General features: G+C 60.1%; 10 protein-coding genes, 4 tRNA genes and 1 pseudogene. 11 read left to right on the forward strand and 4 right to left on the reverse strand.

Features of this window, described 5'->3' with window-relative positions:
- Nucleotides 1–5 precede the first annotated feature (5 nt).
- Both F8N66_RS29335 and thiO read left to right on the forward strand, forming a co-directional pair.
- Nucleotides 6–407 carry a type IV pilin protein gene (locus tag F8N66_RS29335; RefSeq protein ID WP_150773408.1) on the forward strand — a complete coding sequence of 134 codons (402 nt, stop codon included), beginning with the start codon at nt 6–8 and terminating at the stop codon, nt 405–407.
- Nucleotides 408–463: 56 nt separating this feature from the next.
- On the forward strand, nt 464–1,564 hold the full coding sequence (gene thiO / locus F8N66_RS29340; protein WP_150773409.1) for a glycine oxidase ThiO: 1,101 nt from the start codon (nt 464–466) through the stop codon (nt 1,562–1,564).
- An 86-nt stretch (nt 1,565–1,650) separates the two neighbouring features.
- Here the strand turns inward: thiO and F8N66_RS29345 are convergent, their stop codons facing one another.
- The 4 genes from F8N66_RS29345 to F8N66_RS29360 form a co-directional block, all read right to left on the reverse strand.
- Nucleotides 1,651–2,982: a sigma-54-dependent transcriptional regulator gene (locus F8N66_RS29345; RefSeq protein ID WP_150773410.1), complete on the reverse strand. Its 1,332-nt coding sequence runs from the start codon at nt 2,980–2,982 to the stop codon at nt 1,651–1,653.
- A gap of 2 nt (nt 2,983–2,984) precedes the next feature.
- The gene (locus F8N66_RS29350; protein ID WP_150773411.1) at nt 2,985–4,574 is read right to left on the reverse strand and encodes a sensor histidine kinase; all 1,590 of its coding nucleotides are present in this window, start codon (nt 4,572–4,574) and stop codon (nt 2,985–2,987) included.
- Nucleotides 4,564–4,797 (reverse strand): PP0621 family protein, encoded by a 234-nt coding sequence (locus tag F8N66_RS29355; protein WP_150773412.1) that lies wholly within the window; start codon nt 4,795–4,797, stop codon nt 4,564–4,566. The genes F8N66_RS29350 and F8N66_RS29355 overlap by 11 nt, the downstream gene beginning before the upstream one ends.
- A gap of 137 nt (nt 4,798–4,934) precedes the next feature.
- A complete protein-coding gene (locus F8N66_RS29360) occupies nt 4,935–5,957 on the reverse strand; it encodes an outer membrane protein assembly factor BamD (RefSeq protein ID WP_150773413.1) in 1,023 nt (340 codons plus the stop codon).
- 151 nt (nt 5,958–6,108) lie between these two features.
- Between F8N66_RS29360 and rluD the strand changes: the two genes are divergently transcribed.
- The 9 genes and pseudogenes from rluD (at nt 6,109) to F8N66_RS32280 (ending at nt 12,975) form a co-directional block, all read left to right on the forward strand.
- Nucleotides 6,109–7,071, forward strand: a complete 963-nt coding sequence (gene rluD, locus F8N66_RS29365; protein WP_150773414.1) for a 23S rRNA pseudouridine(1911/1915/1917) synthase RluD — start codon at nt 6,109–6,111, stop codon at nt 7,069–7,071.
- On the forward strand, nt 7,068–7,793 hold the full coding sequence (gene pgeF, locus F8N66_RS29370) for a peptidoglycan editing factor PgeF (protein ID WP_150773415.1): 726 nt from the start codon (nt 7,068–7,070) through the stop codon (nt 7,791–7,793). The genes rluD and pgeF overlap by 4 nt, the downstream gene beginning before the upstream one ends.
- Before the next feature lie 130 nt (nt 7,794–7,923).
- Nucleotides 7,924–10,488: an ATP-dependent chaperone ClpB gene (gene clpB, locus F8N66_RS29375; protein WP_150773416.1), complete on the forward strand. Its 2,565-nt coding sequence runs from the start codon at nt 7,924–7,926 to the stop codon at nt 10,486–10,488.
- Nucleotides 10,489–10,789: 301 nt separating this feature from the next.
- A tRNA-Asn gene (locus tag F8N66_RS29380) sits at nt 10,790–10,865 on the forward strand.
- Nucleotides 10,866–10,874: 9 nt separating this feature from the next.
- Nucleotides 10,875–10,951: transfer RNA gene (locus tag F8N66_RS29385), tRNA-Pro, on the forward strand.
- Nucleotides 10,952–10,956: 5 nt separating this feature from the next.
- Nucleotides 10,957–11,032 (forward strand) — tRNA-Lys (locus F8N66_RS29390).
- A 95-nt stretch (nt 11,033–11,127) separates the two neighbouring features.
- Nucleotides 11,128–11,204, forward strand: a tRNA-Pro gene (locus F8N66_RS29395).
- A gap of 145 nt (nt 11,205–11,349) precedes the next feature.
- A pseudogene (locus F8N66_RS32275) lies at nt 11,350–12,120 on the forward strand (MCP four helix bundle domain-containing protein); the annotation flags it as partial.
- Complete coding sequence (locus tag F8N66_RS32280) at nt 12,112–12,975, forward strand: methyl-accepting chemotaxis protein (protein ID WP_412070759.1); 864 nt, start codon at nt 12,112–12,114, stop codon at nt 12,973–12,975. The pseudogene F8N66_RS32275 and the gene F8N66_RS32280, both read left to right, overlap by 9 nt.
- Nucleotides 12,976–12,978 lie beyond the last annotated feature (3 nt).

Below are 12,978 nucleotides of genomic sequence, written 5' to 3' on the forward strand. Positions count from 1 at the left end.
GAGGCATGCACAGATCCAACCGCGGTTTTACCCTGATCGAAATCATGATCGTGATTGCGATCATCGGGATTGTCATGACCATCGCCATGCCGAGCTTTACGGAGTATCTGAACAAAGGGCGCCGAACCGAAGTGGCCGGCCTGCTTTCCGAGCAGGCGCAGATCCTCGAACGCTTTTACTCACAAAAGAACATCTACACAGGTGCCACCGGCCTTAGTGCTGGCAACGATTACTACACCATCACGCCGACGCTGACCGATCAGACCTTCCTGCTGACAGCCGTGCGCAAGGCTGGAAAAAGCATGGCCACTGACAAGTGCGGTGATTTCACCCTCACCAATACCGGTGTCCGCAGCATGGTCAACGCCACGGCGGGCCTGACCACCAAGGATTGCTGGGGTCGCTGAGTTTTCTTTTCGGACGCCTTTTGCGTCCTCTGTCTATCTATCGGTTGGATCAAAACATGATCAGGCAACAGCAAGTGGTGATTGTCGGCGGTGGGGTAATCGGTCTGCTGACGGCCTTCAATCTCGCGCCCGAAGTGCAGAGCGTTGTGCTGCTGGACCGTTCGAATGTCGGTCAGGAGTCGTCCTGGGCGGGTGGCGGGATCGTGTCGCCGCTCTATCCATGGCGTTACAACCCGGCAGTCACCGCGTTGGCCCATTGGTCACAGGATTTTTATCCACAACTGGGCGAGCGCCTGTTTGCCGCCACCGGGGTCGATCCCGAAGTGCACACCACTGGCTTGTATTGGCTGGATCTGGATGACGAAGCCGAGGCGCTGGCCTGGGCTGCGCGGGAGAACCGTCCGTTGCGGGCTGTGGATATCTCGGCGGCCCACGATGCGGTGCCGGTGCTGGGGGGCGGTTTTTCCCGGGCGATCTACATGGCCGACGTGGCCAACGTGCGCAATCCGCGGCTGGTGAAATCCCTCAAGGCGGCGCTGCAGGCACTGCCGAACGTGACGATCCATGAGCAGTGCGAAGTCAGCGGGTTTATTCGCGAGGACGACAAAGTGGTTGGCGTGCAGACGTCTACGGGCGCGATCCACGGCGATGAAGTGGTGCTGACTGCTGGCGCCTGGAGTGGCGATTTGCTCAAGAGCCTGGGCCTTGAGTTGCCAGTCGAACCGGTGAAGGGGCAGATGATTCTCTACAAGTGCGCGGCAGATTTTCTGCCGAGCATGGTGTTGGCCAAGGGGCGGTATGCGATCCCGCGCCGCGACGGGCACATCCTGATTGGCAGTACGCTGGAGCACGAAGGCTACGACAAGACGCCGACCGACTCGGCGCTGGAAAGCCTCAAGGCCTCGGCGGTGGAGTTGATACCCGCGTTGGCGGATGCCGAAGTGGTGGGGCATTGGGCCGGCTTGAGGCCGGGTTCGCCGGAAGGCATTCCCTACATTGGCCGGGTCCCGGGGTTTGACGGGTTGTGGCTCAACTGCGGGCATTTCCGCAATGGCTTGGTGCTGGCGCCGGCGTCGTGTCAGTTGTTTGCCGATGTGATGCTGGGGCGCGAGCCGATTATTGATCCGGCGCCGTATGCGCCGACCGGGCGGATCTGAAGCAAAATCAAAAGATCGCAGCCTGCGGCAGCTCCTACAAGTACGTTTCCTGTAGGAGCTGCCGCAGGCTGCGATCTTTTAACATTTCAATCCAGCCCTAATTTCTTCAGCCTGTAGCGCATCGAACGAAACGACAAATTCAACCGCTGAGCCGCCGCCGTGCGGTTCCAGCGGGTTTCCTCCAGCGCCTGGAGAATCAACTGGCGTTCGACGTTTTCCAGATAGGCCTCCAGATTGTCGATCTGCGTCAGGTCCGGCACGCTCCCTTCCGCAGTACAGTTACCTTCGGCCAGTCGCAAGTCGCCGGCTTCGATCTGCTTGTTTTCGCACAGCGTGTGCGCCCGTTCGAGCATGTTCTCCAGTTCCCGCACATTGCCCGGGAATCGGTAGCTTTTCAGCGCTTCAAGGGCTTGCGGGTGAAGTTTTGCAACCGCTTGCCCCGTCTCGGCGGCCAGGCGCTTGAGCACATGGCCGGCAAGCGTTTCGATATCGTCGCGACGCTCGCGCAAGGACGGCACCCGCAGTTCGATCACGTTCAGCCGGTAGTACAAATCCTGGCGAAAGCGCTCGGCAGCGACTTCAGTGGCGAGGTCTTTGTGGGTGGCGCAGAGAATGCGTACGTCGACCACCATTTCCTGCTGCCCGCCGACGCTGCGCACGGCTTTCTCCTGAATGGCCCTCAGCAGTTTGACCTGCATCGGCAACGGCAGGTCGGCCACTTCGTCGAGGAACAGGGTGCCGCCGTGGGCGGCCTGGAACAGGCCGGGCTTGTCTTCGATGGCGCCGCTGAAGCTGCCTTTGCGATGGCCGAAAAACTCGCTTTCCATCAGCTCCGACGGGATGGCGCCGCAATTGACCGGAACAAAGGGTTGGTTGGCGCGTGGTCCACGGTCATGGATCAGGCGCGCGACCAGTTCCTTGCCGCTGCCGGATTCGCCGCTGATGTACACCGGGGCCTGGCTGCGCGCCAGTTTATCGATCTGTTTACGCAGGTTGCGCATGGGCAATGAATCACCCAGCAAGCGGCGATCGATCGCAAGGCCGGGGGTGGGCAGCAGCAGGGCGCTGGTGACCAGTTCCCGCAGGCGGGTGAGGTCCACCGGTTTGCTCAGGAAGTCGAAGGCGCCGGCCTTGAGGGCGTTGATCGCGGTATCGACACTGCCATACGCGGTGATCATGGCCACCGGCACTTGCGGGTAGCGTTGCTGGATATGCTGGACCAGTTCAAGACCGGTGCCGTCCGGCAGGCGCATGTCGGTCAGGCACAGATCGAAACTCTCGCGCTTGAGCAGGGCCAGGGCCTCGCCAGCGTTGCGGGCACTCCAGGTATCGAGCTTCATCCGTCCCAGGGTGATTTCCAGGAGTTCGCGGATGTCCGGTTCGTCGTCGACGATCAGGACTTTTTGCCGTGGGCTCATGTTCAACTTTGTTTCCGTCCGTGAGCAAAGGTGATGCGAAAGCAGCCGCCGCCTTGGCGTGGTTTGAAGTCTAGGCGCGCCTGGTTGCTTTCGCACAGCTCACGGGACAGATACAGCCCCAGGCCGGTGCCCTGGTGGCTGGTGGTGAAAAACGGTTCGAATAATTGCGCTTGATGGTCCGGGGTGACGCCGGGGCCATCGTCGACGATGTCGAGGATCGGCAACTGGCTATCCGGATCGGTGAACAACTCCAGCCAGACCTGCGCCTGATCGTGGCACTGGGCGCTGTGGCGCCAGGCGTTGCGTATCAGGTTGTCGAGAATCTGGTTCAACTGGTTCGGGTCCATCAAGGTCTTGAAGTCACCGGGGGCGATGTGCAGATGGATCTGCTGGCGCTCGGTCGCGCCCTCGCGGATTTCGGAGACGAACTGTTGCAGCCAGGGCTTCAGGTCCAGCCGTTGCGCAACGGTTTGCTGGCGGCGGGACAATTGCAGGACGTTTTCGATAACCCGATTCATTCGCTGAGAGTGGTCTTGGATAATCTGGGTCAGACGTTGATCCGCGCTGTTCAGTTCCTCGGATTCTCGTAATAGCTGCGCGGCGTGACTGATGGCGCCCAGCGGGTTGCGGATTTCGTGGGCAATGCCGGCGGTCAGGCGCCCGAGGGCGGCAAGCTTCAGCTGTTGGGCCTGCTGGGCGATCTGGGCGAGGTCTTCGAGAAAGACCAGGGTCTGGTGCTGCGGGCTCGGGGCCAGCGCAATGAAGCTCGGTTGCAGCTCCATGCCGCTACCAGCGACTTTCAGGCTTTGGGGGCGCAGCGTTGGGTTGCTGAGCCACAGGTGCAGGCGTTCGACCAGCGCGGGCACATGGTCGTCGATCAGGCAGCCTTCCAGGGGGCCGCAGCCGAGCAGTGACAGGGCACTGTGGTTGGCCAGTTGCACGCGCCGCTGCTCGTCGAGCACCAGAATACCGGTGCGCATGCGTTGCAGGATCAGGGCATTGAGCGCTTCCAGGCCAACGACTTCGCTGGCCTTCTGCTCCGCCAGGGTTTCACTGACTTGCAGGCGTCGCATCAAGGCTTGCACCAACAGCGCCGCGGCAAAACACAGCGCGCCGAGGGTGCCGACCTGCAAATAATCATTGGGACTGGGGAGATGGCTGATGTTCAGCAGGAAACTCGAACCGACGATACCGAGGGCACCGACGGCGGCAATCAGCAGGCCGATGCGTCTTCGCAGCAACGTATTGCTGATGGCCACCGAGACGATCAGCAAGTTGCCAATGGCGCTGCCCACGCCGCCGCCCGCGAAGAACAGAGCGCACAGCAGCAAGATGTCGAGCAGCGCCAGGCTGAACAGTTGCGCCGGGTGGCGGGTGTTCTCGAAGAACACCACCAGCAGAATATTCAGCACCAGATACAACCAACTGCCATTGCGCAGCAGTTCGTCATTGGCTGAGGTCAGCAACCGGTTGTCCATGTTGCTGGAGATCAGCAGCACCAGGATGATGCCGACGCTTAACCGGTAGAGATGATAAAGGCGCAGCAGTCGCTGGGCCTGTTTGTCGCCGTGAGTGGACGACTCAGCGATCACTGGAACCGGGGCCTTGCTCCAGATGAGCCTGGCTGCAATACCACTGTTGTTGCAAACTCACGGCGCGATCACGGGGCAAGTGCACGCCGCAATGGGCGCAGCGAACCATCGGTGCAGCTTCCAGCTCGGCAGATGACTTGGGCGCGGCAGCCTGGCCCTTGTATTTGCGCCAGAACCACACGGCGGCGGCAATCACGGCGATCCAGAATAATAAACGAAGCATGATGAGCGGCTTTTTGACGGATGAACCCGCAGTTTAGCCGGGGGACATGGCAGGCGCACAGCGCAATTGTTCTGTGCAAAAACAGCTCAACAAAAAAGGGAGACTCAAGAGTCTCCCTTTCGGTGCCGCCGGTCGTGTCAGTCGAACACGCCGAAGGTCATGTAGCTGAACCACGAGCGATCGTCGTTGTTGCCTTCGGCTTCGTGATTTTCTTCTTCGATTACGTCACCGTCTGCATCTTTAGGCTTGAGTTCGCTAGGAATGGCGTCCTTGGCATCCTGGAACTGCTTCTGCACGTCCTGGTTGGCGCGGGTTTCGCCTGGTGGCAGCGGCGGACGGGATTCGATCAGGCCCAGGGTGGCCTTGCTCAACCACGAACGGTTGTCGGCTTCGGCGACCGACGGCACGAACTGACCATCCACCAGGCTTGGGTGGTTCGGGTAGTTGAGTTTCAGGGTTTCGAGGCTGGTGGCCGCCAGGTCGTCCAGGTGCAGGCGCTGGTAGGATTCAGTCATCACCGCCAGGCCGTCACCAACGGATGGGGTTTCCTGGAAGTTTTCCACCACATAACGGCCACGGTTCGCAGCGGCGACGTAGGCCTGACGGGTCAGGTAGTAGTCGGCCACGTGAATTTCGTAGGCCGCCAGCAGGTTGCGCAGATAGATCATGCGCTGCTTGGCGTCCGGCGAGTAGCGGCTGTTGGGGAAGCGGCTGGTCAGCTGGGCGAACTCGTTATAGGAGTCGCGAGCGGCGCCCGGGTCACGCTTGGTCATGTCCAGCGGCAGGAAACGCGACAGCAGGCCGACGTCCTGGTCGAAAGACGTCAGGCCCTTGAGGTAGTAGGCGTAGTCGACGTTCGGATGCTGCGGATGCAGGCGAATGAAACGCTCGGCGGCGGCTTTTGCAGCCTCGGGCTCGGCGTTCTTGTAGTTCGCGTAGATGAGTTCGAGTTGGGCCTGGTCGGCATAGCGACCGAACGGATAACGTGATTCCAGGGCCTTCAACTTGGCGGTTGCGCTGGTGTAGCTGTTGTTGTCCAGATCGGCCTGAGCCTGTTGGTACAACTCGACTTCACTCAGGTTTTCGTCTACGACTTCCTTCGATGAGCAAGCAGCGGTCAATGCGAGGATGGCGATCAGCAGCAGGTGTTTCACTTGCATGGCGGCTTGCGTCCCTATGACGGCCGCTGTCTTGGGCGTGGCCGTCCTGTTATGATGAGCGCCCCGTTGAATAGCCTCGGGGCAAAAGACGCCGTATTTAACCACAAGCGCGCAGCCGAAACCAAAGGCTGTGCCGACGCCTAGTCTGAGCATGTCCGATAAAATTGAACTTCGCGCAGAGGTGCCGTCCGAATTGGGCGGCCAACGCCTCGATCAAGTCGCCGCACAATTATTCGCTGAGCACTCGCGCTCGCGCCTTTCCGCCTGGATCAAAGACGGCCGCCTGACTGTGGATGGGGCGGTTATCCGCCCGCGAGACATCGTTCACGGTGGCGCCATTCTTGAACTCACTGCCGAGCAGGAAGCTCAGGGCGAATGGGTCGCTCAAGACATTGCCCTGGACATCGTCTATGAAGACGACGACATCCTGGTGATCAACAAGCCCGCGGGCCTGGTGGTGCATCCGGCTGCCGGCCACGCCGACGGCACGCTGCTCAACGCCCTGCTGCACCATGTGCCGGACATCGTCAACGTGCCCCGCGCCGGTATCGTGCACCGTCTGGACAAGGACACCACCGGTCTGATGGTGGTGGCCAAGACCATCCAGGCGCAGACGCAACTGGTGACACAGTTGCAGAGCCGCAGCGTCAGCCGCATCTATGAATGCATCGTGATTGGCGTGGTGACCGCCGGCGGCAAGATCAACGCGCCAATCGGTCGTCATGGCCAGCAGCGCCAGCGCATGGCCGTGATGGAAGGGGGCAAGCAAGCCGTCAGCCATTACCGCGTGCTCGAACGTTTCCGCTCCCACACCCACGTGCGGGTGAAGCTGGAAACCGGTCGTACGCACCAGATTCGCGTGCACATGGCGCACATCAACTTCCCGTTGGTCGGAGATCCTGCCTATGGCGGTCGTTTCCGTATCCCGCCGGCCGCCAACCCGACCATGGTCGAGTCGTTGAAAAACTTCCCGCGTCAGGCGCTGCATGCGCGGTTTCTGGAGCTGGATCACCCGACGACCGGTAAACGCATGAGCTGGGAGTCGCCGCTGCCGGAAGACTTCGTCTGGTTGCTGACCCTGCTCAAGCAAGACCGCGAGGCGTTCGTCGGATGAGTGACTGGCTGATTCCTGACTGGCCCGCGCCGGCCGGGGTCAAGGCCTGTGTCACCACCCGTGCGGGTGGCGTCAGTCTGGCGCCATTCGACAGCCTCAACCTGGGCGATCATGTCGACGACAGCCCCGAGGCTGTCGCCGAGAATCGCCGTCGTCTGACCGATCAGTTCTCCATTCGACCGGCCTGGTTGCAGCAGGTCCACGGTATTGCCGTGGCTGATGCCGATCCGGATCAGGTGGTTACCGCTGATGCCAGTTGGACATCGACTCCTGGTATCGCCTGCGCCGCAATGACCGCCGATTGCCTGCCTGCACTGTTTTGTGACCGTGCCGGCACTCGCGTTGCAGCGGCTCACGCCGGTTGGCGCGGGTTGGCGGCGGGTGTGCTGGAAGCGACTTTCGACAGTCTGGCCGTGCCACCTGCCGAGGTGCTGGTCTGGCTGGGTCCGGCCATTGGCCCGAAAGCCTTTGAAGTGGGGCCTGAAGTTCGGGAAACCTTCATCGAGCAACTGCCTGAGGCTGTTGAAGCCTTTGTGCCGAGTCAAAACGAAGGCAAGTTCATGGCCGACATCTATATGCTGGCGCGCCTGCGTCTGGCAGTTCGTGGTGTCACCGCAGTCTATGGTGGCGGATTTTGCACCGTGACTGACCCGCGCTTCTTTTCTTACCGCCGTGCGCCCCGCACCGGTCGATTCGCCTCCCTTATCTGGCTCGAACGCTAGACTGTTCTGACCTGCATCAACGTCACGACGCTTGAAACTCCCAGAATCGACCGCATCTATTGTGGTATCTGGCAGGTTTCTTCATTCAGGATGTTTTATAGGTCCGGCCTGCTCAAAAGGAAGGTGACCCATGCGTATAGACCGTTTAACCAGCAAATTGCAGTTAGCGTTGTCCGATGCCCAATCCCTGGCCGTCGGTCTCGATCATCCCGCCATTGAACCGGCGCATTTGATGCAGGCTCTGCTTGAACAGCAGGGCGGTTCGATCAAGCCCCTGCTGATGCAGGTGGGCTTTGACGTCAACAGCCTGCGTAAAGAGCTGACCAAAGAGCTCGACCAGCTGCCGAAAATCCAGAACCCGACCGGCGACGTCAACATGTCGCAGGACCTGGCGCGCCTGCTCAATCAGGCCGATCGCCTGGCCCAGCAGAAGGGCGACCAGTTCATTTCCAGCGAGCTGGTGTTGCTCGCCGCCATGGACGAAAACAGCAAGCTGGGCAAGTTGCTGCTGGGCCAGGGTGTCAGCAAGAAAGCCCTGGAAAATGCGATCAACAACCTGCGTGGTGGCGAGGCGGTCAATGACCCCAACCACGAAGAGGCGCGCCAGGCGCTGGACAAGTACACCGTCGACCTGACCAAGCGTGCCGAGGACGGCAAGCTCGATCCGGTGATTGGCCGTGACGACGAAATTCGCCGGACGATCCAGGTCCTGCAACGCCGTACCAAGAACAACCCGGTACTGATCGGTGAGCCTGGCGTCGGTAAAACCGCCATCGCCGAAGGGTTGGCCCAGCGCATCATTAATGGCGAAGTGCCGGACGGCCTGAAAGGCAAACGGTTGCTGTCCCTGGACATGGGGGCGCTGATCGCCGGTGCCAAGTATCGCGGCGAGTTCGAGGAGCGGCTCAAAGCGCTGCTCAATGAGCTGTCGAAGCAGGAAGGGCAGATCATTCTGTTCATCGACGAACTGCACACCATGGTCGGCGCCGGCAAGGGCGAAGGCTCGATGGATGCGGGCAACATGCTCAAGCCGGCCCTGGCGCGCGGTGAGCTGCATTGCGTCGGTGCGACCACGCTCAACGAGTACCGCCAATATATAGAGAAGGACGCGGCCCTCGAACGGCGCTTCCAGAAGGTCTTGGTGGACGAGCCGAGCGAAGAAGACACCATCGCGATCCTGCGTGGCTTGAAAGAACGCTACGAGGTTCACCACAAGGTGGCGATCACCGACGGCGCGATCATTGCGGCGGCCAAGCTCAGCCATCGCTACATCACGGACCGTCAGTTGCCGGACAAGGCCATTGACCTGATCGACGAAGCCGCCAGCCGCATCCGCATGGAGATCGACTCCAAGCCGGAAGTGCTGGACCGCCTGGAGCGTCGTCTGATTCAGCTGAAGGTGGAATCCCAGGCACTGAAGAAAGAGAGCGACGAAGCGGCGATCAAGCGCCTGGAAAAACTCCAGGAAGAAATTGCTCGCCTGGAGCGTGAGTACTCGGATCTTGAAGAGATCTGGAACTCGGAAAAAGCCGAGGTCCAGGGATCGGCGCAGATCCAGCAGAAAATCGAGCAGTCCCGTCAGGAACTGGAAGCCGCACGCCGCAAAGGCGACCTGAACCGCATGGCCGAGTTGCAGTACGGGGTGATCCCGGACCTGGAGCGCAGCCTGCAAATGGTCGACCAGCACGGCAAAAGCGAAAACCAGTTGCTGCGCAGCAAGGTGACTGAAGAAGAGATCGCCGAAGTCGTGTCGAAGTGGACGGGTATTCCCGTGTCGAAAATGCTCGAGGGCGAGCGCGACAAGCTGATGAAGATGGAAAGTCTGTTGCACCAGCGTGTGATCGGCCAGGACGAAGCGGTGGTGGCGGTTTCCAACGCGGTGCGGCGTTCTCGCGCCGGGTTGTCCGACCCGAATCGCCCGAGCGGATCGTTCATGTTCCTCGGCCCGACCGGTGTCGGTAAAACCGAGCTGTGCAAGGCGCTGGCCGAGTTCCTGTTCGATACCGAAGAGGCGATGGTGCGCATCGACATGTCCGAGTTCATGGAGAAACATTCCGTGGCTCGCTTGATTGGCGCGCCACCAGGGTATGTAGGTTATGAAGAGGGCGGTTACCTGACCGAGGCGGTGCGTCGCAAGCCTTATTCGGTGATCCTGCTGGACGAGGTCGAGAAGGCGCACCCGGATGTGTTCAACATCCTGCTGCAAGTGCTGGAAGACGGCCGGTTGACTGACAGCCATGGTCGCACGGTGGATTTCAAGAACACCGTGATCGTCATGACCTCCAACCTGGGCTCGGTGCAGATCCAGGAACTGGTGGGTGATCGTGAAGCCCAGCGGGCGGCGGTGATGGATGCGATTTCCTCGCACTTCCGGCCGGAGTTCATCAACCGGGTCGACGAAGTGGTGATCTTCGAGCCATTGGCGCGAGATCAGATCGCCGGCATCACCGAGATCCAGTTGAGCCGTCTGCGCAGTCGCCTGACCGAGCGGGAGCTGAAACTGGAGCTGAGCCCTGAGGCCATGGATAAGCTGATCGCGGTCGGTTACGACCCGGTGTATGGCGCACGTCCACTCAAACGTGCGATCCAGCGCTGGATCGAAAACCCGCTGGCCCAGCTGATTCTATCGGGTCGATTCATGCCGGGGGATACGGCCACGGGCACGGTGGAGAACGACGAGATCGTTTTCGGCTGAGCCTGAATGGCAGCACAAAAAAAGGAGGCCTCGCATTGCGAGGCCTTTTTTTCGCCAGGCTGTTGAACTTAAAGGAAAAGGCTTGTAAAGTGCGCCCCGCAGTAAGTCACCCGGTAGGGTTTCTGCTCCCCAAGCAGGAATCTGAAATAAGTTGCAAATCATTAACTTGAAAGCGATTTAGGGGGTTGACAGAGGTGTTTAAGATTGTAGAATAGCGCGCCTCAGACACACGAACGCAGCGATGCGAACGGGTCGAAGAGAACGCAGTAAAGCTTCACCGTAGTAAATTGAAATATGTAGTTCCGTGATAGCTCAGTCGGTAGAGCAAATGACTGTTAATCATTGGGTCCCAGGTTCGAGTCCTGGTCACGGAGCCAATTTCAAACCGGGGTATAGCGCAGTCCGGTAGCGCGCCTGCTTTGGGAGCAGGATGTCAGGAGTTCGAATCCCCTTACCCCGACCATTTTTGGGTCGTTAGCTCAGTTGGTAGAGCAGTTGGCTTTTAACCAATTGGTCGTAGGTTCGAATCCCACACGACCCACCATTTTTGAAACCAGTTAACGCTGGAATCGAATCTTAAGATCAGACGCCAAAAGCTCTGTTCGCAGAAGGCGCCTCTCGAAGGTGCCTTTTTTTTACCGGGGTATAGCGCAGTCCGGTAGCGCGCCTGCTTTGGGAGCAGGATGTCAGGAGTTCGAATCCCCTTACCCCGACCATATTAAAAATCCTCGTATCGAAAGATACGGGGATTTTTTTTGCCTTCGAAAAAAGTATTCACTTCAAGTCATCGTACAACTTGCCGATAACGAGCTGTCGGGGCGTTGCCCTCCACTCAAGCCAATAAAAACAAAGGCGCTCGTTATGTTTCTTCGTCAGTTGAATATTGCCCCTCGTGCTGCGCTGGGTTTTGCCTTGATCGCGGTGCTCGTGGCGCTGCTGGGGATTTTTGCCCTGGGGCAGATGTCGAGCATTCGCGAGAGCGAGGTGGCGGTGGAGAAACAATGGCTGCCGAGTATTCGCGGCGGTGACGAGATCCGCGAAATCATGCTGCGCATTCGCACCATTTCCCTGCGCATGGCGCTGGATCAGGACCCGAAGAATATTGCGCAGTACCGCAGCCAGATGGATACCCGGGACAAGGAGCTGAGCGAGAAAATCGCCGCCTATGACAGGCTGGTCACCACGCCCGAAGGCAAGGCGTTGTACGACCAATTCAAGAGCACCTTCACGGCCTATCGCGCCGGTATCGCGCAATCCTTCACCCTGGCTGAACAGGGGCGTCGCGATGAACTGACCAAGCTGTTGCTGGTGGACATGAAAACCGTGGTCGACGGCTCCGGCAAGCAACTCAGTGATCTGGCGCAGCTATTCACCGAGCAAGTCGCCGCCGAAAGCGAGAAGTCCAAGGCGCACTACGAAACGTCGCGCACGATTGTCAGCCTGTTTATCGCCCTCGCGGCCCTGGCGACCGTCGCCCTGGCCATGTTGCTGACCCGCAGCATCGTGCGCCCGCTCAGTGAGGCCGTGAGTGCTGCCGAGCACGTCGCCCAAGGTGACCTGACCCATCCGATCGAAACCCACGGCAATGACGAAGTCAGCCGCTTGCTCAAGGCGCTGGCGGCCATGCAGCAGAACCTGCGGGAAACCCTGCAGGGCATCAGCGGTTCCGCCACGCAACTGGCGACGGCTGCTGATGAGTTGAATGCGGTGACCCTCGACAGCACCCAGGGGCTGCAACAACAGAACAACGAGATTGAACAGGCGGCCACGGCGGTCAATGAAATGACTACCGCCGTGGAAGAGGTCGCGCGCAATGCCGTCTCCACCTCCGATGCCACTCGCCAGTCCAGCGAATCGGCGCATCTGGGGCAGGAGCGGGTCAGCGAAACGGCCAGCGCCATCAGTTCACTGGCCCATGAGGTGCAAAGCACGGGAGAACTGGTGCAGTCCCTGGCCAATCAATCCCAGGACATCGGCAAGGTGCTGGATGTAATTCGCGCCATCGCCGAGCAAACCAACCTGCTGGCGCTGAATGCGGCGATTGAAGCGGCACGGGCGGGGGAGAGCGGTCGGGGTTTCGCAGTGGTGGCCGATGAAGTGCGGGCCTTGGCTTATCGCACACAGCAATCGACCCAGGAAATCGAGCAAATGGTCCAGGGTATGCGCAATGGTTCGAGCCTGGCCCTCGATGCCATGCACGCCAGCGCGTCCCGTGCCGCCAGTACGCTGGTGCTGGCCGAACGCGCAGGCGAGGCGCTGCAAACCATCACGGCTTCCGTGCATGAGATTCACGAGCGAAACCTGGTGATCGCCAGCGCGGCCGAAGAGCAGGCGCAAGTGGCCCGTGAGGTTGATCGCAACCTGGTGAACATTCGGGATTTGTCGGTGCGATCGGCCGCCGGGGCTGATCAGACCAGTGCATCGAGCCATGAACTGTCGCAACTGGCCAATGCCCTGCAGGGGATGGTGCGGCGGTTTCGGGTGTAACCC

The organism is Pseudomonas fluorescens, from assembly GCF_902498195.1.
In the GTDB taxonomy this organism is placed as follows: Bacteria; Pseudomonadota; Gammaproteobacteria; order Pseudomonadales; family Pseudomonadaceae; genus Aquipseudomonas; species Aquipseudomonas fluorescens_BU.